The organism is Collimonas sp. OK412, from assembly GCF_900112135.1.
Lineage (GTDB): Bacteria > Pseudomonadota > Gammaproteobacteria > Burkholderiales > Burkholderiaceae_D > Collimonas > Collimonas rhizosphaerae.
Genome location: NZ_FOLC01000010.1, coordinates 47,377 through 72,445, shown reverse-complemented (window position 1 = coordinate 72,445; position 25,069 = coordinate 47,377). Strand labels below are relative to the sequence as shown.

Genomic DNA, 25,069 nt, shown 5'->3' with positions numbered 1-25,069 from the left:
ATAAGGAACCCAACATGATTACCAGGAAACTATTGATCTCCATTGCCGCTTCCGCATCGTTTGCTGTCGTCCTGCCGCTGGCGCATGCCGAAGCGCCCATTACCTCGATCCAGGGTATGATCGCCAAGCCCACCATCGTGCTGGTCCACGGTGCCTTCGCCGATTCCAGCAGCTGGGACGGCGTGGCGAAAAAACTGACTGACCATGGCTATCCTGTGCTGAGCGTCGTCAACCCGCTACGCGGCATCGCCAATGATGCGCAATATGCCGCAAGCGTGATCGGCGCCGTCAAGGGGCCGCTGGTTCTTGTCGGTCACTCCTACGGCGGCATGGTCATTTCCAAGGCTGCCGAAGGTAATCCCGAAGTGAAGGCGCTGGTCTATGTGGCCGCATTTGCAACCGAGCAGGGCGAAACAGTCGCCGGCGCGCTTACCTTCACTTTTGGCTGATTGTACGGTTGGCGCGGAAAACCCTCCTGGGGGTAGGGGGGTGTCAAATTTTGAGAGCTTTACCTCTCCGGACCGTCCGCTTCGTCAAATTTTTATACCCGCGAAATTAAAAGTTAAAACCTTGGCCTTCACTCGGTGAAGGCATCTTGAGAAAAACGACGATCGGTCAGCTGCAAGCGCACCAACCATAAATCACCGTCTGTATCTGGCTTCCCGTAACTTATGCGCTCACGCCTTTTATTTCCCGGCCCAGCAATCTGCAGGAGTTGCCACAGGCGTAGCACCGTCCCCCTTGGTACTCCTGAGTCCGGTGTTATCGAGTGTAAATGTACCGCACTTGTCATTTGTCACTGGCGCCGCCGATAGCGTAAAAGTGCTGGCGGTCGAGGCATTGATGGTGATGTTGTATTTCGGATTGCCATTTTGCGGCAATACGGCTGTCGTTGCCGGATACGAATTGTTGGCCGTAAACTGCTGCTGCATCCAGTTGGCGTCCTGCAGCAGCGATGCCATCGCCTGCGCCCGATACCCGCGCTGTACATATTGGGTGTAATTAGGTACAGCAACCGCCGCCAAAATGGCGATCACCACCACTACCACCATTACTTCAATTAATGTAAAACCAGGCTGCGCGAATGCATTGCGATATTTCATGCACATCCCCCAGATTCGAAACAGCACTTCAATCGTTAATTCGGCTTGAGCGACAATTGCAGCCAGCGGCACACCGTCGCACCCGTGGCCTGAAAATTTAAAGCAATGTATCTTGCCACCCGAATCGACCGCATTGACGCACCCAGGGCTGGATCACATCCGGATCAAATAAAAGGATCCGGTAACTGAGTTGGGTATATGCAAATATAAAAATTCACAAACCATTTGTCCATAAGGCTTTGGAGGCCTTATTCAACGCTGCTTATCGCCGTTGCGGCGGCGTTACCGGCGCCGAAGAAACACTGGTGAAATCGGTGATATTCAGTTCAATATCCATATACGAAGACATATCTACCCCCTCGCGCCGCGCCGGAATAAATGTCGTGGCATAAAACATGGCTACCAGATGCTCAACCGCCAATCCGTCCATATCATCGGCTTGCAGGACATGAATATCTTTGACCACTCCATATTTATCGACATAGAGGCGTAGCCTGATAGGCGAACCGCTATTCTTCACACCGACAAGGAAGTGGCTATCGGGCTCAGAAACCGGCACGGCGCCAAAGTCCATCTCGCTAGAAGGCAGGAAGGTCGAAGGTAGCTCATCTTGCAGGTCGGTCCCCCGCTCGGCTTCGCCAGCTTTAGGGGTCACTTCGCCTATGCTTCCGCTTCCCGGCCTGGTTTTACCGGCATCCACGGATATTGGGCGCATCGATCGGACCGGAAGCGCAGCAGGGCTTGGCACCGAGGCGGTCGCCTTGGCTTCGCCTACCCCGACATATAAGGTCATCTGCACTAGCTGGGCGTTCTGGCGCAAGTGCTGGCCGGACATGACCGGCCTGGTTGCCATGAACAGCAGCAAGATATGCATGCCCACTGACACACACACAGATAACAGCGAAAGACGGCAGCGTTCGGCCGTCCATCGCTTGGAATTATAATTGTCCAGCCATTTATTCAAAACATCACCAACTACCCCGGCTCTGGCGATCAGTCAGAGGTGGGGATTTCACGCCAATTCAGACGTTTCAAGGAATTTGCGCCGCCCAATGCTCCAGGTATGTTGACAACTTTCCCCTGATTATTACCAGCCTGCACGCGAAGTTTGCCACCGACATTAAGAATTGCCACATCGGTGATTAAGCCGCCAAGAGCTGTAGAAGAGGCAATGATGTTCCCGGCACTGTCGGTCACTACCGACTGGCCTGAGCCGAAATTGATCACATAGATTTCATTGGAACCGGTGTTGCTGCAGACATCGCCGCTCGGCAGATTAGCCGCAAAGGTGACGAAACCTGAATTGGCCGAAAGCGGAATATTTACCAGTTCACCTGCAGCCAAATCGTGATACCACCCCATCGGTTTAGTCGTATCTGCAACGATCGCTTTTGTGACATCGGTATTCGCAATCATGCTGGTGCGACCGATCGGAAAGGTTATGCCTTTAGGCAAGGTGGCCGATGTGTAAAAGGAACCCAAGGCCGATTTACCATCCAAGATCGCATAAAATGTCTGGGTCTGGGTAGTTGGGACATCGGTAAATGCGAGCAGGCGGCCAGTGCCAACCAGGACATAGCGCTTGGATGTGTTGGGCTGCACCTCGATAAGCGGCGCCGTAGTCACTGGTTGCACGGCGCCAGACGTGTCTTTATCTGTCAATGTGGCAATGTTGGTAACGACATATGAAGTGCCGGCTGAAGCTGTCAAATCCAGCCGCCAGACATTCCCTAAAAGATCGCCGGCATATACTGAGTCTGCTGTGCCATCCGTAAAATCCGGAACATAAGCCGAAGCACGCGCTAGTCCGGCAGGACTGGCAACCGACCCCGCGCCAGTCGACACCGTCTCAAGCAATGCGCCGGTTTTCGGATTCACGATAAAGAAATAACCGACCCCGTCATCGTTGTTATAACCTGAGGTTAAAATTGCCACCCACCCGTATTTTTTGGTTTTAACCACCACTGGATCGCCATATGAATATCCCATATGGGCATTCGTGAACTCCCATAATACATTGCTGGCCAATGCGGTTTCGCTGGTCCAGGTCGTCGGATCTGTGACGTCTATTGCATAATAACCCTGACCGCCTTTGCCAAGACCGCCGATCAGGATCGATTTCCACGCAGCAGTGGAGGCGGTGGAAGCCGTTACCGGGCTTCCGGTCAATTGGGTGTCGATATCAAAGACCTGCGGTGTGCCATTCACCAGGAAGTGATGCGTGAAATCCAGGCGGCCCAAGGATGCCAATCCGCTCAGCGGTGCTGTAGTTGCGCTTCCATATACAAAACTTGGAACGTATGCAAACAGTTCTTTGCCACCGGTACTTGACCCGTCGAACGCATGCATCATGCCGTCATTGGCGCCCACGTATACAACGGTAGAGCGATTTTTATATGTGCTCTTGAAGTTGTTATAACCTGGATTAGTACTCTCGGAGAACGGACTTGCAGGAGCCGCAACAGGATTTGCCTTGGAGTCGACAATATCGCCCAGCAAAGATGAACGCGTCCGATAAATGCCGCCTGCCTTGCTGACCTCAAGACTCTGGTCGCCGCGTAAATAGGCGAGATAATTCGCGGCCGACTGGGAGGTTGCTCCCACTCCGGCTATGTTGGAGAATGTTGCATAGTTGGTGCGGCTATTCAGTTGCGAAGCATCTTTCAAGCTCGCGTCCTGAAAAGGCAAGCCCGCACCTGTAGTGGTACAGCAGGTGACAATTTTTCTGCCGGTTTGTGCTTGCAGCACAGACTTTGCATTCCAGATAGGTGCACTGAATGTCGGATTTCCGTTTGCGTCGTAAGTCACCGTCGTGGCGATCACGTCTCCGGTCCAGGAGTCTGAATATTGCGTGGCATAGCTTAGACTACCTGAGGTGACATTTGCCGAGGTGCTAGAAAAGGCAGTTCCGGATCCTGTAATTGCATTGGCAATATTGGCAAATGCCGATTGCAAGCCGCTGACCATTTTGTCTGCCTGCCCGGCGCTGAAATAGTTGTCAGGACGTTTGTTGGTGCCGACCGTGTCGGTCGTGGTATGCCACATCGAGTCGATCAAGGCAGTTGTAGAGGCAGGAGTACCCTTGATGGCCAAAGTATTCAATGCATTGGTCGACGCATATGGATCGAAATCCTTAGGTACCGTGAATCCACCGTATTTCGTCGCCAGGTAAAATTGATTGTTGTTTGTATATGTTTGGTATTCCTGAACGTCCAGCCAATAGGTCGAAATCGTCTGTATTCCGTTCTTGGTCCCATCCGAATTCTTAAAATCGTTTGGCCGTATGTCCTTGACATGCGAATCGTAGGCAAGGCCGGCAATGAAATAAGTCGCATAGTCACTGACATACTTTTTCCCAAGTGGAGTGGTAGTAGTACCCAATCCTTCCAGGGTACCAACCATGTTGGTTGCAGTCGTCACGTCAACGGAGGTATCCGTTGGCTTGGTGCTTGTTTCGTAGCTGCTATTGCCGATGGTACTTCCTGGCAGGTTTGCATCTGCATGGGTGTTGACGTCGCCGATCCCCAGGATGAAGTTCTTTTGACAGCTGTACAGAATTGGGTCAACCCAACCCGACGCCTTGGTTTGATCCGTGCTTGTCCCGGTAATGACCGGAAAGCCGTCCAGCATGCTCGACGAGCCCGAGGGGATTGACGAATATGTCGACCAATCTCCCTGATGTTTGTAATAGCGAATTCCTGCGTAATACAGTTCACTGACTGGATCATAAGTCTTATATGTCTGGGCGGCTTCCCCGAATTTATTCAAATAATTCATTACGCCGCTGTTAGTCACACCTGAAGCCGTAGCATCTAGCGGGTTTGGGTTGACAACGAAGGTACCGTCCGTGGAACTCCACTCAGCCAACGAATTGGCAATATCCGGCGCCCCTGGCACTGGTTGCCGCGGGCCAATGTATTTTATGTTCGCACGCAGCACCCCGCCATCCCGATTAACTGACGAGTCATTCAAATATCCAAAGGCGCCAAATCGAATTTTCATCGCGTACTGCTGCATCAAGCCTTGCGGCTTGTAATTGGAACCGTACGCGACGCAATTTGATTCCAGTCCCACCCCGCTGTTACATACCTGAACTCTGGCATTGAGGGCATATACTTGCGACGGATCTGAGGTGCCTGTCACATTGGTCGGACTAATCGTCACACAAGTCTGGGTAAGGCCATTACTGCTAGTCGTGCAGGTAGGACCTTGCGTAGTCGTGATCGGACTGGAGTTGTAAGCGGTGGTCGTAGTCGATGTACACGTTGGGGTCCCGAAACTATTGGAGGTTTTCTTCCGTGTAGCGACACAGGTTTGCACTGGCGTGCTGGACAAAGCCCCGTTCCCGTATTGCCCCGTGTAGTTTACTGTACCGCTTTTAGATGTGCTATCCAGGCTACCGGAACTGATACCGGAAACCCAGATTTGATTTCCGACACCCCAAATGCGTGAGGTGACTGCCGACCACGTAAAAGGTGTTGCGCCGGTCACATCCGTCGCAGAACCCGACGATGAAGGAATGGTCTTGTTCGGCGTTTCACCATTGCCCCCTTGCCCCGACGCATATGCTTTTTCAAGAATGGTTGACGTGGCTGAATCAACTGATCGATATCCGCCTGTCAGCGCCCAGCGAAACGAATCGATTGTCTGCATGGCTGCCCAATTCAACCAGTTACCGCTCCAGAGCGGATTGGTTGCGCTGGAGGTACAAGCATGGCTGGCAGCGACGCCATACGGTTGGAAATACCCGTTTGCCGGCGTTGTCGTATCGGCTTTATAGGTGTAGCACTTGGCTCCGTCGAAATAGCCAAGATAAGTGGTAGCCGGCGTATACGGATTGGAAGTGTACGGATAGGCTTGACTCAAGGCCGTCGGATATTCAACCGACAGGGGCAACAAGAGATTTCCGGGAACCGTAATGGAAGAGAAAATAGGCTGGTCGGAAAGCGTAATTGCCGCGTGACTCGGAAAAGATAGCAGCGCCATACCGGTAACGGCAAGAAACCGAAAAAAACCAGCAGTTCGCCGAAAAAGAGATATGGTCGCCATGTTGAAACTCCAGTTATGTTTTTGCGTTTTTTGACGTGCGTTCAGAGTGAGAACGTCGTTTGCAAGTATGTTTGGGTACTGCGAGGACCGGTGACGCGCACGCTGATCCGATATACCGGCGGGGTGATTGCCGTAGCTCTTTTCACGTCAGCTGTACCGCCCTTGTCGCCGTAAGAACTGACAATGCAGCTGGCCGAGCTGGCAACACCTGACGCCGAGCATAGGCGGTCAATCACGTAGCGGATCGTCACCTGGCTTGCTGCGTCGGTAATATCGGCAGCACTCATCCCGGCCGTGGTCCAGGCACTATCTTTGAGCAGGACTACCGGGATTCCATGCGCATCCGTAGGCAGGAGCGAAGCCGAATAATTGCTGCTTGGCAAATTGCTCTGCCGTGTGATTTCCGACACCAGGGTGCCCGAGCCTTTCATGGACAGAATAGCCGCCGACATCCCGCGCTCGCCCTGATTAACCAGATCTCGCTTGAATGCCATATTGCCGGCCAATACAAGTGAAGAATCGAAAGAACGCACCAAGGCGATGCCGGAAATCATCAGTATGATCAAGGCGAACATGGTCACGATAAGAATGATCCCGCGTTGGCCATGATGGCGTATCGCTGAACGTCGGCAGGCATGGCGGCGAATATAATTAGGCGCAGGTTTCATGGCTCAATTTAACAGCAGTGAATTGCGAAGCGGGATAGTCGATTCAATGATCCGATATCGATAATTTTGTTCTGCGGCAGCCAGGGTACGCGTGAACGTGAGCGTTGTTCCCAGATCCGAGAATAAGACTAACGGCCCTGTGGTTACCGGCGCTTTTTCCGGCAGCGAGGTCCGCATGATCAGGCCGAGGCGAATTGCTTTGATGGTCAAAAGCGTGTTGTTCGCGGCGACGGTCCCGCTTTCAAGCGTGGCGTAGTCGTAACCGGCCGTTGATGGATCAATCCAGGTATCCACCAAGCCGTCATTATTGGTGTCCACGCCGTACAGCGCATGCATTTCAAAAACACCGTCTGCGATCGGTATCGGCGTGTCGTACGCGCCCCCTTGCAGCAAATCGTATTGAAACAGGACATTATTGTCTCCCACGCCAAACATCTGGAAAGATGGCGGGTTGCCGGCAGAATTGCCAATACCCATGGCAAGGGCGTTGTTCGAAAAATCTATCAGGTTTCTTATCGCCCCACCTTTATCCTTGATCGAACTAGCGTAATAGGTGCCCGCCAGCGGTAATGCCGTGGCGTTGCTGCCGGCCGTGTAGCCCGAGTCAACCTGTTCGATCATGCATGGCAATGATCCAGCGCTGCCAGCCTCATCTGCTACAAGGACAAAATCATTTGGATTGAAGGACAAGGTGCTTTGCAAATTAAGCTGTGTCGAAGTGGCTACATTGGTGAACGCCGTTGGCACCTCGCCATAGCCGGCAGACCCGGCCATGACGATGAGCGCATCGGAGGTACTCCCGCTCATGCCGGGCTTGGTTGCCCCGCTCGCGATAATCATAGGCGCCAGCATGTATATCCCGCCCACCGTCGCATTCACAGTCTTGAAAGGCTCAGCCATGGCTGCTCCGGGAAAAGGAAGAACTACCCCGGTATTGCCAGGCACAGCCTGCTTCTGAGATGCGAATAACTTACATCCAAACGATTGCGCATAACTCTGGGAAAACCCGGAGCCGGCATTACGTAGCGCTTTTTCGAGCTGGAACAGGGCAAAATTTCCTGACTGGTTGATATCATTCACCGAGGTCAAGCTGCGTTTTTTACCTTCGCTGGTCGACATCACGCCAAAAATAGCCAGCGACATCACCAGCACGATGGCGATCACCACCATCAATTCGATCAGGCTGAATCCGCCCTTGCGTTTATGAGTAAGAAGTGACTGATTCATGGCATCGCAACCTGGGTAATATAGTTGTCTGTGCTCTTGGTCGATGGCTCTTGCCAAGTGATGGTGATCGTCACCACACCGCTCGCATCCGCCCCACTGACCGTTCCGGTTGCGCTTCCGGGAAGGCCGGAAACCGTAGGATCAGCCAACCGTGTTTGCCACGACGTCAAGGATGGGTTGAGCGTTTTTTTCGTCCACATTGTCGCAATGATCTCGTTGGCCATCAGCGCTGCGCGCGTACGATCTTCTGCGCCGTATGAAACCTTGACTGCGTTAACCTGCAAGCTGACCAGTCCGAGAATGGCGAACGAAAAAATAAGCATGGAGATCAGCACCTCGATGAGCGACATGCCCGACTGGTCAAGATGATTGCGTTGCGGAGTTTTCATGGGCACCCATCCGGAGCTGAGGTAGATAAAACTCTTGTGGTGTCGCACATGCGCACCTGCCCGCCAAGACCTACCAATACCCGAAGCGGATGCGTCGCACCAGTGAGGGTGACGTCATAGGTGATATTCCCGGTGGGAGCAGTGCAGGTTGTTCCAAAATTCGTACTTGTAGTGGCGTCACTATTGGCAACCAGCCGCCCCATCGAGTTAAAACAAACCAGGGAAGCCGTAGCTGGGCTGGCAGTAACCTTGACGTTTGGCGCCAGGTTGCCGAACGAGCCGCTCTGCACCATAGGATTAGGGTCAAGGGTTTCGCCAACATAGACAGGCAAGACTTGGATGTACCAATTGCTGCCGCTGCCAGAAGTGCTGGCAACCGTATTCGGTGCCGGCGTCGCACTTGTCAGTACGAAGGCCGTCTGATGACTGCGTCGGATCGCTTCAGCCTGCGCGGCGCGCAAGCCATTTTGCAGAGCCTCCGCAACGCTTCTGACTTTTGAGTTATTCAGCCAGCCAGTGAATGATGGAACCACCATCAGTATTAATACCGTCATCACCGTCAATGTTATCGCCAGCTCTATCAGTGTGAAGCCGCGCGCTTCCCGAGCAAGGGATCGCTTCAACACGTCGTACCTCTCTTCATGGCCCAACAAGCATAGCTCCCCGCACCCCAGACGGCTCCTACCGTTGACGTCTGTACATTGGCATCGGTTACGTTAAAGATAAAGCCCGTGGTAGCCGTAGTGGAGCCAGTGGCGACGAGCTTATAGGTCGATGCGGTGAGAGTGGGGCAGCTGAGCGTAAAATTCTTGAGACTGCCGTTCAGGGTAGTCAAACTCGCGGCATCGCACGGCGACAGGATTGTGCCGGAGGTAAGGTATGTGCGATTGTCCTGATAGTACTGTTCCATGTTGGCTCGCGTCGCCGACAACATGTTTGACGCTTCAACAAGCTTCCCGCGCAGTACGTAATCACTGTAACTCGGCAAAGCGATCGCCGCCAGAATCGCAATGATCGCCACCACGATCATTACCTCGATCAGAGTAAAGCCAGCCTGCAAGCGCGCGTAACGGCGAAATGAATTCGGGTACATGAAAGTGCCTTCTCTTTCTTAAATTTGCTTATATGTCACGAAATAAATTTATCGATTTATCTAGCGACTCAGACCTGAGCCGCAGAGACTTAAACGAAAGTTTCGTAATTTTCCAGCGATGCATCATTATAGATTTTACGTTTCTCAAAGGAAATCATCTGACCTTCCGTCTATCGACAACCAAGTACCGGCCGTCCACAAAAAATATCAAGATAACAATTTGATGCGTAAATTTATTTTCAGAGACATCGGCCCCAGGAGATAGTTGGCATCTCGATGCAATAGCCGCCAAATGCTATAATCCGCGCTTCCCGCAAACGGGCCGATAGTCTTCCCGGAATGCGGCCCGGCACTGAAGCAACAAACGAATTGTGCTTGCGCAGTCCGGCAATGCTGGCCTCTATGGACCAGCCTGAACCAGTGTTTTCAACACCATGCGCAAATACGCCATGGTTTTCATCGAATGGAGTTTGCTATGTCGGCAACAATGCGGCCAGTCCGCCTGCTCATGATCTTCCTGCTGGCCACGCTAGCCTTTTCCGCGATGGCGGTAGACCGCGATTTCCCCGCCTCGGCCCTGCGCGGCAAGCTGACCATCACCGACTACCCGAACGTCACCGTCAATGGCCAGGCGCTGCGGCTGTCGCCCGGCTCGCGCATCTGGAATACCCAGCAGCTGACCCAGATCCCCAACTCGCTTGGCGCCGATACTTACCAGGTGAACTACACCTTGAACATTCAAGGCGACATCGACCGCGTCTGGGTCCTGACTACCGATGAAGCCAGCCAGAAGATCGAAGCGCAGCGCAACGGCATGAAACGATAGAAGAGCAGTCAATTAGCAGCCATGGAAAAAACGATGCAAAAGAAAGTATTCATCAAGACCTTCGGGTGCCAGATGAACGAATACGACTCGGACAAGATGGCCGACGTCCTGAACGCGTCCGACGGCTTGATCAAGACTGATCGCCCGGAGGATGCCGACGTGATCCTGCTCAATACCTGTTCGGTGCGCGAAAAGGCGCAGGAGAAAGTGTTTTCCGACCTCGGCCGCCTGCGCGAACTGAAGCGCAACAATCCTGACCTGCTGATCGGCGTCGGCGGCTGCGTGGCGTCGCAAGAAGGCGCGGCGATCGTCAAGCGGGCGCCATATGTCGACATGGTGTTCGGCCCGCAGACCCTGCACCGCTTGCCGGAGATGATCAGCCAGCGGCGCGCCACCGGCCATTCGCAAGTCGACATCAGCTTTCCCGAAATCGAGAAATTCGACCACATGCCGCCGGCCAAGGTTGAAGGCGCGACTGCATTCGTGTCGATCATGGAAGGCTGCAGCAAATATTGCAGCTACTGCGTAGTGCCCTACACCCGCGGCGAAGAAGTCTCGCGCCGGTTTGAAGACGTGCTGACCGAAGTGGCCGGACTGGCCGAGCAAGGCGTCAAGGAAATCACGCTGCTGGGGCAAAATGTCAACGCCTTCCGCGGCGCCATGGCGGATGGCGAGATTGCCGATTTCGCGCTGCTGATCGAGTACATCGCCGAGATCCCCGGCATCGAACGGATCCGTTTCGTCACCAGCCATCCCAAGGAATTCACGCAGCGCCTGATCGATACCTACGCCAAGGTGCCGAAGCTGGTCGACCATTTATACCTGCCGGCGCAGCACGGTTCGGACCGCATCCTGTCGGCCATGAAACGCGGCTATACCGTGCTGGAATACAAATCGGTGATCCGCCGCCTGCGCCAGGTGCGGCCCAACATCACGATTTCCAGCGACTTCATCGTCGGCTTCCCGGGCGAGACCGACGCCGACTTCGAGGCGCTGATGAAACTGATCGCCGACATCGGCTACGACAACAGCTTCAGCTTCATCTTCAGCCCGCGGCCGGGCACGCCTGCGGCCAACCTGCAGGACGACACGCCGCACGAAGTCAAGCTGAAACGGCTGCAGCGGCTGCAAGCGGCGGTGGAAGAAAATATCGGCAAGATCAGCGCCGCCATGGTCGGCAGCGTGCAGCGCATCCTGGTCGAAGGGCCGTCCAAGAAAAACCCGGCCGACCTGCAGGGGCGCACCGAGAACAACCGCGTAGTCAATTTCGATGCCGGCCCTGACGGCGCGCGCCTGGTCGGGCAGCTGATAGATGTAAAGATTACAGACACTTATACCTACACCCTGCGCGGCGAGATCGTACTGGCAGACTAGCCCGCCGATACAGCGCCCGCCAACCACGCACACCAGATAAACACACCATAGTTTGAAAACTAAAACACCTACCCAGCCGCATTATTTCATCCCGCAGCCGCTAGACAATACGCGGCTGGCGCACCTGTGCGGCCCGCTGGATGAAAACCTGCGGCAGATTTCGGCGGCGCTGGACGTGTCGATTTTCCGGCGCGGCGACAAATTCATCGCCGCCGGCAGCAATGCGGAACGCGCGGTGGAAATCCTCGACCAGTTTTACGCCATCGCCAACAAGGTGATTTCGGTAGATGAAATCCAGCTGGCGCTGGTGGAGCAGCGCGCCAAGCTGGGCATGAAGCCGAAAGCCGCCAAGGGCAACGGCAAGGCTGCCGGCGCATCCGGCGCTGCTGCGGATGCCGATCCTGCCGAAGCAGAGCTGACCGAGACGGACATCGAAAGCCCGGTCCTGAAAACCCGCCGCAGCGACCTGCGCGGCCGCACGCCGCATCAAAGCCAGTACATCCGTTCGATCCTGGAACACGATGTGACGTTGGGTATTGGGCCGGCCGGCACCGGCAAGACCTACCTGGCGGTTGCCTGCGCGGTTGACGCCCTGGAACGCGACGCCGTCAAGCGCATCGTGCTGACGCGGCCTGCGGTGGAAGCCGGCGAGCGCCTGGGTTTCCTGCCCGGCGACCTGGCACAGAAAGTCGATCCCTACCTGCGCCCTCTGTATGACGCGCTGTATGACTTGCTGGGATTTGACCGCACCCAGAAAATGTTCGAGAAGCAGGCGATCGAAATCGCGCCGCTGGCTTACATGCGCGGCCGCACGCTGAACCATGCGTTCATCATCCTGGACGAGGCGCAGAACACCACGCCGGAACAGATGAAGATGTTCCTGACCCGGATCGGCTTCGGCAGCAAGGCCGTGGTCACCGGCGACGTTACCCAGATCGACTTGCAGCGCGGCCAGAAGAGCGGCCTGATCGATGCCATGAACATCCTGAAAGACGTGCGCGGCATTGCCTTCACCCGCTTCAACAGCAGCGACGTGGTGCGCCATCCGCTGGTGGCGCGCATTGTCGATGCCTATGAGTCCGCAGCCCAGGCGGCGCCGGTAGCGTCCACCCATGGCGTCATCGAAGCCGCTACGCCGCAAGCAGCGAAACCCGTCAAACCGGTGCAGACCGGGATCACCAAAACAGCCCGGAATCGTAAGTAAACACAATGTCGCAAAAAAATAAACTCTCCCTGTCGGTCCAATACCCCGATCCACGCCTGCAAGACAGTGTGCCGCGCCCGCAATTGCGGCGCTGGGTGCAGGCGGCATTGCTGGCGCCGGCCGAACTGACGCTCCGTTTCGTCGACGCCGACGAAGGCCGTGCCCTGAACCGCGATTATCGCGGCAAGGATTACGCCACCAATGTGCTGACGTTTGCTTATTCGGAAGACCAGGACGAAGAAGACAGCGGCATCACCCAGGCTGACATCATCCTGTGCACCGACGTCTTGCAGCGCGAAGCAGAAGAACAAGGCAAGTCGCTGGTGGAACATGCCGCGCATCTGGTGGTGCATGGCGTCCTGCATGCGCAAGGTTACGACCACGAGGACGATGAAGAAGCGATGGAAATGGAAAACCTGGAAATTGAAATCCTGCACAAGCTGGGCTGGCCCAATCCCTACGCCGACCGGTAATTCGCTTCCGCCCCGATAAAACGCCGCTTTTGCGGCGTTTTTCATTTCTGCGGCCGGATTTCGATTTTCATTTGAGAATCAAAGGTTTGCAGAATAAATATTGCCATTCATGCATTACATATTTCCCCTTATCTTTTTAATTAATAAGATTATGATGAATTCATGTAATGAACCGACCTGGCCCGCGACTAAGCCACATGAAAACCCTCATTGCTCAGTTGCCGGAGACTACCGTGAACCAAGTCACGCCACCCATGGCGATCGTCCTTCCTCTTGCGCAGGTGACCTGAATGCCAGCCCCTGCCATCAAAAAACCCGTCATCCACCCGATCTGGCTGCGCGTCACCCATTGGCTCAACGCGCTGGCGGTGATCATCATGATCCTGAGCGGCTGGCGCATCTATAACGCATCGCCGATCTTTCCGTTCCGCATTCCCAGCGAATGGACATTGGGCGGCTGGCTGGGCGGCGCCTTGCAATGGCATTTTGCCGCCATGTGGCTGCTGTTCTTCAACGGCCTGGTTTACCTGCTGCTGAACGCCGGCAGCGGCCGCCTGTGGAAAAAATTCCTGCCGCTGCGCCCGGCTGAGGTAGTGCAGGATTTTGTCAAAGCGCTGCGCGGCAAGCTCCAGCACGACGCCCTCGATCATTACAACGCGGTACAGAAACTGGCGTATGTCTCGGTCATCCTGGACCTGATCCTGCTGGTGGTTTCCGGCCTGGCTATCTGGAAGTCGGTGCAGTTTCCTCTCTTGCGCGAACTGATGGGCGGTTTCGATAACGCCAGGATCGTGCATTTCTGCGCGATGAGCTTCCTGGTGGCATTTATCGTGGTGCATATCATCATGGTGGCGCTGGTGCCGCGCACGCTGCTGGCCATGCTGCGCGGCCGCTAAGGTAAATGGAGACAATCATGTTCAAGAAAAATCCTGACCCGGCGCTCGACACCGAATCGATATTGAAAGACGCCCGGCGCGAGCTGGCGCTGCCTTCCCGCCGCCTGTTTGCAAAACGCGCGCTTACCCTGGGCGGCCTGTCGCTGCTGACCGGCTGCAATATCACCGACGAACCGTCGGTCAACCGCATGCTGGAACGCATCTCGCGCATGAACGACGGCGTGCAGGGATGGCTGTTCGATCCGAAACGGCTGGCGCCGACCTATACCCAGGCCGAAATCACCCGCCCCTTCCCTTTCAATGCGTTTTACGCCATCGAGGAAGTGCCAGACATCGACGGCGGCGACTATCAGCTGGAAGTCAGCGGCCTGGTGACGAACAAACAGCCCTGGACGCTGGAGCAATTGCACAGGCTGCCGCAAAACGAGCAGATCACGCGCCATATCTGCGTCGAGGGATGGAGCGCCATCGGCCGCTGGGGCGGCGTGCCGTTTTCTTATTTCCTCAAGCAGATCGGCGCCGACCTGAGCGCCAAGTATATCGATTTCAAATGCGGCGACGATTACCACACCAGCATCGACATGCCGACCGCCTTGCATCCGCAGACCCAGCTGACCTTGACCTACGACGGCCAGATCCTGCCGCCGAAATACGGTTTCCCGATGAAATTGCGGATGCCGACCAAGCTTGGCTACAAGAATCCGAAACACATCATGTCGATCGAAGTAACAAACAAGTACCCCGGCGGTTACTGGGAAGACCAGGGGTACAACTGGTTCGGCGGTGCTTAGGCTGGCAAGCAGCCCTGCAGCACCCGCTGATTTTTACGGCACTTTCGCCACTTTTACCTGGAGATACAAATGAAAAAGAGCCTCACAACCCTGCTGGTTACCTGCCTGATGATGACTGCCGGCGGCGTCTATGCACAAGATGCGATGTCGAAGGACGCGATGTCCAAAGACGCCATGTCCAAGGATGCCATGTCCAAGGACGCCATGTCGAAAGATGGCATGGACAAGCCGGCCATGGCCAAGGATGCAATGAAAAAGAAAGCCCACGCCAAGAAAGACGCCATGGCGAAAGATGCGATGAGCAAGGATGCCATGGGCAAAGACGGCATGGCCAAAGATGAAATGAAGAAATAATTATCTTTTCCACAATGCGGCGGTCGGTGCTTTCGGGCAGCGGCCGCTTTTTTCATGCCTGGAACTCGTCTGCCGACGCCACAAAAAAATCCCGCAAACCTGTGCGTTTCGTCGTCCTGTCACATATTTGTTGTATCCTATTGCTTCCGAAACAATGTGAAACCAAGGCTAACGCCATATGCCAGAGCACCCTAGTAGCGTCAAATCATTTGACGCTAAACCCCACCGGTCGTTATTCGAACGCCTGACCGCACTGATTTCTCCCGAACCTGAAAATCGCGCCGAACTGCTCGATGTGCTGCAAGACGCACACGAACGCAACCTGATCGACGCCGACGCGCTGTCGATGATCGAAGGCGTGTTCCAGGTCTCCGACCTCTCCGCCCGCGACATCATGATCCCGCGTTCGCAAATGGACATGATCGACGTCACCAAACCGATCGAAGACTGGATGCCGGAAGTCCTGTCGACCGCCCACTCGCGCTTCCCTGCCGTCGACGGCGAGCGCGACAAGGTGATCGGCATCCTGCTGGCGAAAGACCTGCTGCGCTACTACGCCGAAGATTCTTTCGACGTGCGCGACATGCTGCGGCCTGCCGTGTTTATCCCCGAATCGAAACGCCTCAACGTCTTGCTGCGCGATTTCCGCGCCAACCGCAACCACATGGCGATCGTGGTCGACGAATACGGCGGCGTCGCCGGCCTGATCACGATTGAAGACGTGCTGGAGCAGATCGTCGGCGACATCGAAGACGAATATGACTTCGACGAAGAAGAAGACAATATCCTCGCCATCCGCGACGGCGACCATGGCGGCCGCTGGCGGGTCAAGGCGCTGACCGAGATCGAACAGTTCAACGAAACGCTGGAGACGGCGCTGGTGGATGAAGACGTCGACACCATCGGCGGCCTGGTCGCCAACCATCTTGGACGCGTGCCGCGCAAAGGCGATGAGTTCACGATAGACAATGTGCGCTTTGAAGTGCTGCGCGCCGATGCGCGCCAGGTGCATGTCTTGCTGGTCGAGAAATTGCCGGAATCGGCTCACGAAGAGTCCTGAAAAAGAGCATGGGCCGGCGCCTGGCCGCACTGGCGCCGGCTCACTCCATCCAAGAGCAAGATCACCGCTGCCCATGAGTTTTCGCCTGACTTCGTTTCCTAAACTTTCCCTGCTGCTGCCGCTGGCCGCCCTTACCGGCGCCGTCAACGTGTTTGCCTTCGCGCCGTATGGGCTGTGGCCGGTCCAGCTGCTGACGCTGGCGCTGTTCGTGTTCTGCCTGATCCGCGTCCCCGCCATCAAGCATGGCGCCCTGCTGGGCTGGGCCTATGGCTTCGGCTGGGTGGCGCACGGCGTCTACTGGATTTATATTTCGCTGCATGACTTTGGCGCTTTGCCGGGCTGGCTGGCGGCGCTGGCGGTAGCGCTGCTGGCGGCCATCATGGGGCTGTACATGGCCATCGGCACCGCTGCCGCGCTCTGGCTGCGGCGCCGCTGGTCGGCTTCGCCGCTGCTGTTTGCGCTGGCGATTTTCCCGGCCCTGTGGGCGCTGACGGAATGGCTGCGCGGCTGGCTGTTTACCGGTTTTCCCTGGCTGATTTCGGGCTATGCCCATACCGCCGGTCCGCTCGCCGGTTATGCGCCGCTGGTCGGGGTCTATGGCATCGGCGGCATTTCGGCGCTGATCGCCGGCTGCCTGGCCTTGCTGCCGCGCCACAAAGCGCCGGCGATGGCCGCCGTGCTGGTGCTGGCCGCGGGCCTTGGCCTGCACCAGCTCAACTGGACCGCGCCGCATGGCAAGCCGATTTCGGTGCGCCTGCTGCAAGGCAACGTGCCGCAAGAAGAAAAATTCGATAACGCCCAGATCGTCAATTCCCTGCGGCTGTATATCGACATGATCCGCTCCGCGCCCGCAGACCTGATCGCCACGCCCGAGACGGCGATACCGATCCTGCAAACCCAGCTGCCGCCGGACTATATCCCTGCGTTGGCCGAGTTCGCGCGGCAAAGCGGCAGCCACATCGCGCTCGGCATTCCCTATATCGACGGCCCCGAGCGCTACTCCAACAGCGTGGTCGGCATTTCGCCCCAAACCGAGGATCGCTCCTACCGTTACGATAAGCAGCACCTGGTGCCGTTCGGCGAATTCGTCCCGCTGGGCTTCCGCTGGTTTGTCGACATGATGAACATCCCGCTAGGCGATTTCACCCGCGGCGCAGTGGTGCAGGCGCCGTTCGCGGTGAAAGACCAATGGGTGTTGCCCAACATCTGCTACGAAGACTTGTTCGGCGAAGAAATTGCCGGGCAGCTGGCCGCCACCCGGGCCGCCGGCAAGCCCACCGCCACGCTGCTGCTGAACATGTCGAATATCGCCTGGTTCGGCAATACGATTGCATTGCCGCAACATTTGCAGATATCGCAAATGCGCAGCCTGGAAACCGGCCGCCCGATGCTGCGCGCAACCAATACCGGCGCCACCGCCGTGATCGATCCGCACGGCGTGGTCCGCACCCGGCTGGTCCCTTACAGCCGCGATGCGCTGGCGATAGCGGTGCAAGGCTATAGCGGCACAACGCCGTATATCCTGCTGGGCAATCGCCTGATGCTGGCGCTGGCGCTCTCGATGCTGGCCGCCAGCTGGTGGTGGTGCGGCCGCAAAGCGCGCAGGCAGCCCTAAAGCAGCCAAAACCCGCTAAAATCGCTGGTTTTAGCGCTCATCCTCTGGCGCTCTTCGTTATCCCTGGATTCCGCCCGATTTTCGGCACTTTACCGTATGGAAAAGCAACAAAACGATGCTTACATTTCAACAAATAATTCTTAAATTACAAGATTACTGGGACGCCCAAGGCTGCGCCCTGCTGCAGCCCTACGACATGGAAGTCGGCGCCGGCACTTCGCATACCGCGACCTTCCTGCGCGCCATCGGCCCCGAACCCTGGCGCGCCGCCTATGTGCAGCCGTCGCGCCGTCCCAAGGACGGGCGTTATGGCGAAAACCCGAACCGTCTGCAGCATTACTACCAATACCAGGTAGTGCTCAAGCCTGCGCCGGAAAACATCCTCGACCTGTACCTCGGTTCGCTGGCCGCACTTGGCCTGGACCTCAAGCGCAACGATGTGCGCTTCGTCGAAGACGACTGGGAAAACCCGACCCTGGGCGCCTGGGGCCTGGGCTGGGAAGTCTGGCTGAACGGCATGGAAGTGACGCAGTTCACGTATTTCCAGCAAGTCGGCGGCCTCGATTGCAAGCCGGTGCTGGGTGAAATCACCTACGGCATCGAACGGCTGGCGATGTACTTGCAGGGCGTGGAAAATGTCTACGACCTGGTGTGGACCGAATGGGTTGAAAACGGCGTGACCAAGAAGCTGAGCTACGGCGACGTCTTCCACCAGAACGAAGTCGAACAGTCGACCTACAATTTCGAACACGCCAACACTGAATTCCTGTTCCCGCTGTTCGGCAACTACGAAGCCGAAGCCAAGCGCCTGCTGGAGGTGCCGCTGGCGCTGCCGGCTTACGAGATGGTGCTGAAAGCAGCACACACCTTCAACCTGCTGGATGCGCGCGGCGCGATTTCGGTCACCGAGCGCGCCGCTTACATGGGCCGGATCCGCAACCTGTCGCGCGCAGTGGCGCAGGCATATTACGATTCACGGGCGAAGCTGGGCTTCCCGATGTGGGAGATCACCAAGGAAAACGGCGATCTGTTGTTGCAAGAATTTGGAGATGAATACATGGCGGCAGTAGCGCAGCGTGCGGGAGAAGCGGTATGAAGGACACGCTCTTGGATCAGACCCTGCTGATTGAAATTTTCACGGAAGAACTGCCGCCGAAAGCGCTGGCGAAACTTGGCGATGCATTTGCCAACGGCATTTTCAATGGCTTGAAAACACGCGACTTCCTCAATGACAGCGCGGTCGCCACCGCATTCGCCACGCCACGCCGGCTGGCAGTGTCGATCAGCAATGTGCGCGCCACCTCGCTCGATAAAACCATGCGTGAAAAAGTGCTGCCGGTGTCGGTGGCGCTGGACGCCGATGGCCGCGCAACCGCGCCGCTGGTCAAGAAGCTGTCCGCATTGGCTGCGCAATGCGGACAAGCGGTGATTACCCCGGCCGAACTGGAGCGCGCGCCTGACGGCAAGGCCGAAAGCTTTTTCTACAGCTACACCGCCAAAGGCGTGGCGCTGGCGGCCGGCTTGCAAGCCGTGCTGGAAGACACGGTAGCCAAGCTGCCGATCCCGAAAGTGATGAGTTACCAGCGCCAGCACGGCCATGCTGCCGGCCACACCGTACGCTTCGTACGGCCGGCGCACAGCCTGGTGGCGCTGCATGGCGCACAGGTATTGCCGCTGACCTTGCTCGGCCTCGATGCCGGCCGCCAGACCGAAGGCCATCGTTTCCTGTCGCCAGGCCGCATCAAGCTGGCCGACGCCGACAGCTACGCGGCGACGCTGGCCGAACAAGGCAAAGTCATCGCCAGCTTCGGCGAACGCAAGGAAAAAATCCGCAAGGACCTGCTCGAAGGGGCGGCAAAATCTGCGGCCGACGACCAGGTGCTGATGCCTGAAGCGCTGCTGGACGAAGTCACGGCGCTGGTTGAATGGCCGGTGGTGTATGCCTGCAAATTCGAAGACGAATTCCTCAGCGTTCCCCAGGAATGCCTGATCCTGACGATGCAGACCAACCAGAAATATTTTGCCCTGACCGACAGCGCCGGCAAACTGCGTTCGCGTTTCCTGATCGTCTCCAACCTGCAGACCAGCGAACCGCATTACATCATCGAAGGCAACGAGCGCGTGGTGCGCCCGCGCCTGTCCGACGCCAAGTTCTTCTTCGAACAGGACCAGAAAAAGAAACTGGCCGAGCGCGTGCCTCTGCTGGCCAATGTGGTCTATCACAACAAGCTCGGCAACCAGTTGCAGCGGACGGAGCGGGTCAAGACCCTGGCCGCGGCGATCGCCGGTCTGCTGGGCAGCGACGCCGCATTGGCCGAACGTGCAGCGTTGCTGGCCAAGGCCGACCTGTTGACCGACATGGTGGGTGAGTTCCCTGAACTGCAAGGCATCATGGGCAACTACTACGCGCGCCATGACGGCGAAGCGGACGATGTCGCCCTGGCCATTTCGGAACACTACCAGCCGCGCTTTGCCGGCGACGCCCTGCCGACCACCGACACCAGCATCGCGGTAGCGCTGGCCGACAAGCTGGAAACCCTGGTCGGCATCTGGGGCATCGGCCTGCAGCCGACCGGCGACAAGGATCCGTTTGCCCTGCGCCGCCATGCATTGGGCATCCTGCGCATGCTGCTGGAAAAACGCCTGCCGATCTCGCTCACGCAATTGCTGGGCAATGCGGCGCTGCAGTTCGCCGGCAACCCCAATTTCAAGGATCCGGGCAGCGACGTACTGCCGTTCCTGTACGACCGCCTGCGCGGCCTGTTGCGCGAACGCGGTTATGCGCAGAACGAAATCGAAGCGGTGGTGGCGCAGCAGCCGGAGCGGCTCGACAACATCATCGAACGCCTGGATGCGGTGCAAGCGTTTGCAGCCTTACCCGAAGCGGAAGCGCTGGCCGCGGCCAACAAACGCATCACCAATATCCTGAAAAAGACCGAAGGCGTCGGCAGCACGGTGCAGCAAGACCTGCTGCGCGACAGCGCCGAACAATCGCTGTTCGCAGCGATGAATGCACTCAAGCCCGAAGTCGACGCTGCTTTTGCCAAAGGCGATTTCAGCACTGCCTTGAAAGCATTGGCGCGGCTGCGGGAAAACGTCGACGGCTTCTTCAACGACGTGATGGTGATGGCTGAGGATGCGCAATTGCGCAACAACCGCCTGGCGCTGCTGGCCAACCTGCACGTGATGCTGAACCAGGTTGCCGACATTTCCAAACTAGCGGCCTAAGCGCCAGGTAGCCATGAAACTCATCATCCTCGACCGCGACGGCGTCATCAACCAGGATTCGGACGCCTTCATCAAATCGCCCGACGAATGGATTCCGATCAAGGGTTCGCTGGAAGCGATAGCACGCCTGAACCAGGCAGGCTATCGGGTCGTGGTGGCGACCAACCAGTCAGGTATCGCGCGCGGCTTGTTCGACATGCCGACGCTGATGGCGATCCATCAGAAAATGCATGAAGCTGCGCAGCTGGTCGGCGCCGAAATCGACGCCATCTTTTTTTGCCCGCATGCCGCCGACGACAACTGCGATTGCCGCAAGCCCAAGCCCGGCATGTTCCACGACATCGGCAAACGCTTCGAGATCAGCCTGCGCGGCGGCGTGGCGACGGTAGGCGACTCGTTGCGCGACTTGCAGGCAGGCTTCGTTGCCGGCTGCGCGCCTTACCTGGTGCTTACCGGCAAAGGCGAGAAGACGCGCGACAAAGGCGGCCTGCCGCCCGGCACCCTGGTTTTTCCTGACCTGGCGGCAGTGGTTGAATTCCTGTTGAAGAAACCGGTGGAGCTGTCAGTCTGACTGGCGGATGGCCCGGCCCCGTAAAAAGATCGCTTGTTTAGAAAAAAATACCTGGAGTCTGCATGTTGCGTTTTTCCCTGTTTTTACGTTCCCTTCTGTTCTTCCTGCTGATGACTGTCCTGACCGTGGTCTGGTCCATGGCTTGCATCCTGTTCGCCCCCTTTCCTTACGCCCGGCGCTACTACCTGACCGCGCGCTGGAATGTCATGGTGATCTGGATGGCCAAGGTCATTTGCGGCATCCGCTACCAGGTCAAGGGCTTTGAAAATTTCCCCGATGCGCCGGCAGTCGTGCTGAGCAAGCACCAATCGGCCTGGGAAACGATTTTCCTGCTGCAGATGACGCCGCGCCCACTGGTGTTCGTGTTCAAGAAATCGCTGACCTATATCCCGTTTTTCGGCTGGGGCATCGCCCTGCTGCGCATGATTCCTATCGATCGCAGCAAAGGCCGCGACGCCTTCGCCCAGGTGGTGGTGCAAGGACGCAAGCGGCTGGCAGACGGCCAGTGGATCATCATGTTCCCGGAAGGCACGCGGATTCCGGTCGGCGAGACCGGCAAATACAAGAACGGCGGCAGCCGCCTGGCGGTGGAAACCAACACCGTGGTGGTGCCGATCGCGCACAACGCCGGCGAGTGCTGGCCGAAGAATTCCTTCATCAAGAAACCGGGGCTGATCACCGTCTCCATCGGCAAGCCGATTGCTCCGGAAGGCATGGATAGCAGCGAGCTGATGGCGAAAGTCGAAAATTGGATAGAATCTGAAATGCGCGTGATTTCACCGCATGTTTATTCCAGGCAGCAATAACCCCTCCAGTTTGGACACCATTGAAATTATTGCATCAAAAGCCAGCAAAGCCGCGCTTGGGACCGCATGGTCGGCCCCAGGGCAAGGCACAGCAGCAGCAAGCGCTGCAACTGGATTTGTTTGCCGATGACCTGGCCGCCAGCACGCTGCCTGTTGCGCCGCCGCCGGCCGGCCCGCTGCCAAGGCCAAAGCCGCTAGCCCCGGCGCCGGAGGAACCGACCGCGCTGGCGCCAGGCAAGCGCCGCCTGCGCTTTGGCGAGCATGTGCTCGACTACACCCTGCTACGCTCCAAACGGCGCTCTATCGGCTTCCTGATCAGCGACGACGGCCTGCGCGTCACCGCCCCCAAGTGGGTGACCCTGGGCGATATCGAAACCGCCATCCGCGAAAAGAAACGTTGGATTTTTACCAAGCTGAGCGAATACCGAGATCGTTCGACGCGCCGCATGCAGCCGCAAATGCAATGGCGCGACGGCGAGACCCTGCCCTACATGGGGCGCAGCATCACTCTGCGCATCCACGCCACCCAGAAAGCCGGCATCCATTTTGACGATGCCAGCGGCCAGCTGATCATCTGCCTGCCGGCCGACGCCGGCGAGCAGCAGCTCAAGGACCGCGTACTGGGCTGGCTGCAACTGGAAGCCAAGCGCGTATTCGCCGAGCGGCTGCCGATCTATGCCGAAAAACTCGGCGTCACCTACCAGTCGTTTGCGCTGTCGTCGGCGACCACGCAATGGGGCTCCTGCACTTCGGAAGGCAAGATCCGGCTGAACTGGCGGCTGATGCATTTTGCGCTGCCGCTGATCGATTATGTGATTGCCCATGAGCTCTCGCATTTGCGCGAGATGAACCACAGCCCGCGTTTCTGGGCCACGGTGCAATCGATTTTCCCCGAATTTGAAACGGCCAGGAAAACCCTGCGCGACAGCGCCCAGGAAACCTTGCCGGTTTTCTAGGGCAAGCGCTGCCCGATTTGTTGCGCCGATTTACAATATCGGCGCAAGCCTGAGCAACATCTCTCATCCCAACCATCGAGAACAACCATGCGAATCCTCCATACCATGCTGCGCGTCGGCAACCTGCAGCGTTCCATCGATTTTTACACCAAGGTGCTGGGCATGAAACTGCTGCGCACCAACGATAATCCCGAATACAAATACACGCTGGCGTTCGTCGGCTACGGCAGCAATCCCGACCACGCCGAACTGGAGCTGACTTATAACTACGGCGTCGACAGCTACGACCAGGGCACGGCGTTCGGGCACCTGGCGGTGGCCGTGGAAGATGCCTACAAAGCCTGTGCCGACGTCAAGGCGCAAGGCGGCAACGTGACGCGGGAAGCAGGACCGGTGAAGGGAGGCAGCACCGTCATCGCCTTTGTGCAGGATCCCGACGGCTATAAAATTGAACTGATCGAACGCAAGGATGGCGTTTCCGCCAGCGCCGCTTTATAGACCGAGCGACACAAAAGATAAGGCCGTGGCGAATCCGGCCAAATTGAATCGATGTTCCTTCGTTCAAGGCTGAAGGAAGGAACATCCAGGAAAATCAGGGCAGGCGGTTCGCCAGCGCCACGAACAACTCCATCGACACGGTTTCAGGCCGCGCCTGCGGATTGACGCCCGCATCGATCAAGTCATTTTCGGTAAACATGCCGGCCAGGCAGTTCCTGATCACCTTGCGTCTTTGCGTGAACGCCTTGAGTACGACATCTTCCAGTTTTTTCTGGTCGCAAGCCAGGGGCTGGGCGATTGGAATCATGCGCACGATGGCCGACTCCACTTTCGGCGGCGGGTCGAATGCAGTCGGCGGCACGATAAACATCAGCTGCATGTCGTAGCGCCATTGCAGCATCACCGACAGGCGGCCGAACGCCTTGCTGCCAGGCGTAGCGACCATGCGCTCCACCACTTCCTTTTGCAGCATGAAATGCTGGTCCTGCACCTGCGGCGCGATCTGCGCCAGATGGAACAGCAATGGGCTGGAAATGTTGTAGGGAAGATTGCCGACCACGCGCAACTTGCGGCCGCCAGCCAGGGGGATGCTGCTGAAATCGAATTTCAGCGCATCGGCGGAATGCACATGCAAGCGGGCCGGATCAAAATTCTTTTGTAGCCGCGCCACCAGGTCGCGGTCAAGTTCGACCACATGCAATTGCCGCAGCGATTCCAGCAGCAAACGTGTCATGGCGGCCAGGCCCGGTCCGATTTCGACCATATTGTCGTCGGCTTGCGGATCTATCGCGCTGATGATGTTGTACAGCACGGTGTCGTCGGTCAGGAAATTCTGGCCGAAGCGCTTGCGGGGAATGTGGTTCTTCATATTTTTCTTTATTTGCGAGG

25 protein-coding genes are annotated in these 25,069 nt (G+C 57.1%); 16 read left to right on the top strand and 9 right to left on the bottom strand.

Annotated elements, in window-relative coordinates; genetic code table 11:
• The first annotated feature begins 14 nt into the window (after positions 1–14).
• A complete protein-coding gene (locus BM062_RS12600) occupies positions 15–449 on the top strand; it encodes an alpha/beta fold hydrolase (RefSeq protein ID WP_092397310.1) in 435 nt (144 codons plus the stop codon).
• A gap of 237 nt (positions 450–686) precedes the next feature.
• Here the strand turns inward: BM062_RS12600 and BM062_RS12595 are convergent, their stop codons facing one another.
• From BM062_RS12595 to BM062_RS12560, 8 genes are all read right to left on the bottom strand, one after another.
• Positions 687–1,175 (bottom strand): type IV pilin protein, encoded by a 489-nt coding sequence (locus BM062_RS12595; protein WP_371326583.1) that lies wholly within the window; start codon positions 1,173–1,175, stop codon positions 687–689.
• A 190-nt stretch (positions 1,176–1,365) separates the two neighbouring features.
• Positions 1,366–2,067 carry a hypothetical protein gene (locus tag BM062_RS12590; protein WP_139220036.1) on the bottom strand — a complete coding sequence of 234 codons (702 nt, stop codon included), beginning with the start codon at positions 2,065–2,067 and terminating at the stop codon, positions 1,366–1,368.
• Positions 2,068–2,096: 29 nt separating this feature from the next.
• Entirely contained in the window at positions 2,097–6,152 is a 4,056-nt protein-coding gene (locus BM062_RS12585; RefSeq protein ID WP_092397304.1) for a pilus assembly protein, read from the bottom strand.
• 41 nt (positions 6,153–6,193) lie between these two features.
• Positions 6,194–6,820: a pilus assembly PilX family protein gene (locus tag BM062_RS12580; RefSeq protein ID WP_254785054.1), complete on the bottom strand. Its 627-nt coding sequence runs from the start codon at positions 6,818–6,820 to the stop codon at positions 6,194–6,196.
• A 3-nt stretch (positions 6,821–6,823) separates the two neighbouring features.
• Positions 6,824–8,047, bottom strand: a complete 1,224-nt coding sequence (locus tag BM062_RS12575; RefSeq protein ID WP_092397488.1) for a PilW family protein — start codon at positions 8,045–8,047, stop codon at positions 6,824–6,826.
• The gene (locus tag BM062_RS12570) at positions 8,044–8,436 is read right to left on the bottom strand and encodes a prepilin-type N-terminal cleavage/methylation domain-containing protein (RefSeq protein WP_092397302.1); all 393 of its coding nucleotides are present in this window, start codon (positions 8,434–8,436) and stop codon (positions 8,044–8,046) included. Before BM062_RS12570 ends, BM062_RS12575 begins: the two co-directional genes overlap by 4 nt.
• Positions 8,433–9,089 (bottom strand): GspH/FimT family pseudopilin, encoded by a 657-nt coding sequence (locus BM062_RS12565; protein ID WP_092397300.1) that lies wholly within the window; start codon positions 9,087–9,089, stop codon positions 8,433–8,435. The genes BM062_RS12570 and BM062_RS12565 overlap by 4 nt, the downstream gene beginning before the upstream one ends.
• On the bottom strand, positions 9,056–9,529 hold the full coding sequence (locus BM062_RS12560) for a type IV pilin protein (RefSeq protein WP_092397298.1): 474 nt from the start codon (positions 9,527–9,529) through the stop codon (positions 9,056–9,058). Before BM062_RS12560 ends, BM062_RS12565 begins: the two co-directional genes overlap by 34 nt.
• Before the next feature lie 475 nt (positions 9,530–10,004).
• Between BM062_RS12560 and BM062_RS12555 the strand changes: the two genes are divergently transcribed.
• The 15 genes from BM062_RS12555 (at position 10,005) to gloA (ending at position 24,181) form a co-directional block, all read left to right on the top strand.
• Positions 10,005–10,355 carry a hypothetical protein gene (locus BM062_RS12555; RefSeq protein WP_139220035.1) on the top strand — a complete coding sequence of 117 codons (351 nt, stop codon included), beginning with the start codon at positions 10,005–10,007 and terminating at the stop codon, positions 10,353–10,355.
• 33 nt (positions 10,356–10,388) lie between these two features.
• Positions 10,389–11,729, top strand: coding sequence for a tRNA (N6-isopentenyl adenosine(37)-C2)-methylthiotransferase MiaB (gene miaB, locus BM062_RS12550; protein ID WP_092397486.1), 1,341 nt, complete (start codon positions 10,389–10,391; stop codon positions 11,727–11,729).
• Positions 11,730–11,781: 52 nt separating this feature from the next.
• The gene (locus tag BM062_RS12545; protein ID WP_092397294.1) at positions 11,782–12,933 is read left to right on the top strand and encodes a PhoH family protein; all 1,152 of its coding nucleotides are present in this window, start codon (positions 11,782–11,784) and stop codon (positions 12,931–12,933) included.
• Positions 12,934–12,938: 5 nt separating this feature from the next.
• Positions 12,939–13,406, top strand: a complete 468-nt coding sequence (ybeY, locus tag BM062_RS12540; protein WP_092397292.1) for an rRNA maturation RNase YbeY — start codon at positions 12,939–12,941, stop codon at positions 13,404–13,406.
• Between the two features lie 290 nt (positions 13,407–13,696).
• Positions 13,697–14,302, top strand: coding sequence for a cytochrome b/b6 domain-containing protein (locus tag BM062_RS12535; RefSeq protein WP_092397290.1), 606 nt, complete (start codon positions 13,697–13,699; stop codon positions 14,300–14,302).
• Between the two features lie 17 nt (positions 14,303–14,319).
• Positions 14,320–15,093 carry a molybdopterin-dependent oxidoreductase gene (locus tag BM062_RS12530; RefSeq protein WP_092397288.1) on the top strand — a complete coding sequence of 258 codons (774 nt, stop codon included), beginning with the start codon at positions 14,320–14,322 and terminating at the stop codon, positions 15,091–15,093.
• A gap of 69 nt (positions 15,094–15,162) precedes the next feature.
• Positions 15,163–15,447: a pentapeptide MXKDX repeat protein gene (locus BM062_RS12525; protein ID WP_092397286.1), complete on the top strand. Its 285-nt coding sequence runs from the start codon at positions 15,163–15,165 to the stop codon at positions 15,445–15,447.
• Between the two features lie 178 nt (positions 15,448–15,625).
• Entirely contained in the window at positions 15,626–16,507 is an 882-nt protein-coding gene (locus BM062_RS12520; protein WP_092397284.1) for an HlyC/CorC family transporter, read from the top strand.
• 73 nt (positions 16,508–16,580) lie between these two features.
• Positions 16,581–18,122 (top strand): apolipoprotein N-acyltransferase, encoded by a 1,542-nt coding sequence (gene lnt / locus BM062_RS12515; protein WP_175500986.1) that lies wholly within the window; start codon positions 16,581–16,583, stop codon positions 18,120–18,122.
• 115 nt (positions 18,123–18,237) lie between these two features.
• The gene (glyQ, locus tag BM062_RS12510; RefSeq protein ID WP_092397280.1) at positions 18,238–19,218 is read left to right on the top strand and encodes a glycine--tRNA ligase subunit alpha; all 981 of its coding nucleotides are present in this window, start codon (positions 18,238–18,240) and stop codon (positions 19,216–19,218) included.
• 11 nt (positions 19,219–19,229) lie between these two features.
• A complete protein-coding gene (gene glyS / locus BM062_RS12505; protein WP_092397484.1) occupies positions 19,230–21,350 on the top strand; it encodes a glycine--tRNA ligase subunit beta in 2,121 nt (706 codons plus the stop codon).
• Between the two features lie 13 nt (positions 21,351–21,363).
• Positions 21,364–21,921 (top strand): D-glycero-beta-D-manno-heptose 1,7-bisphosphate 7-phosphatase, encoded by a 558-nt coding sequence (gene gmhB / locus BM062_RS12500; RefSeq protein WP_092397278.1) that lies wholly within the window; start codon positions 21,364–21,366, stop codon positions 21,919–21,921.
• Between the two features lie 62 nt (positions 21,922–21,983).
• Complete coding sequence (locus BM062_RS12495) at positions 21,984–22,727, top strand: lysophospholipid acyltransferase family protein (protein WP_092397276.1); 744 nt, start codon at positions 21,984–21,986, stop codon at positions 22,725–22,727.
• A 56-nt stretch (positions 22,728–22,783) separates the two neighbouring features.
• Complete coding sequence (locus tag BM062_RS12490; protein ID WP_175500985.1) at positions 22,784–23,683, top strand: M48 family metallopeptidase; 900 nt, start codon at positions 22,784–22,786, stop codon at positions 23,681–23,683.
• Between the two features lie 87 nt (positions 23,684–23,770).
• Positions 23,771–24,181, top strand: coding sequence for a lactoylglutathione lyase (gene gloA, locus BM062_RS12485; protein ID WP_092397272.1), 411 nt, complete (start codon positions 23,771–23,773; stop codon positions 24,179–24,181).
• A 94-nt stretch (positions 24,182–24,275) separates the two neighbouring features.
• On the opposite strand, the gene rsmA is transcribed toward gloA, so the two are convergent.
• Positions 24,276–25,049, bottom strand: coding sequence for a 16S rRNA (adenine(1518)-N(6)/adenine(1519)-N(6))-dimethyltransferase RsmA (gene rsmA, locus BM062_RS12480; RefSeq protein WP_092397270.1), 774 nt, complete (start codon positions 25,047–25,049; stop codon positions 24,276–24,278).
• Positions 25,050–25,069: the final 20 nt, after the last annotated feature.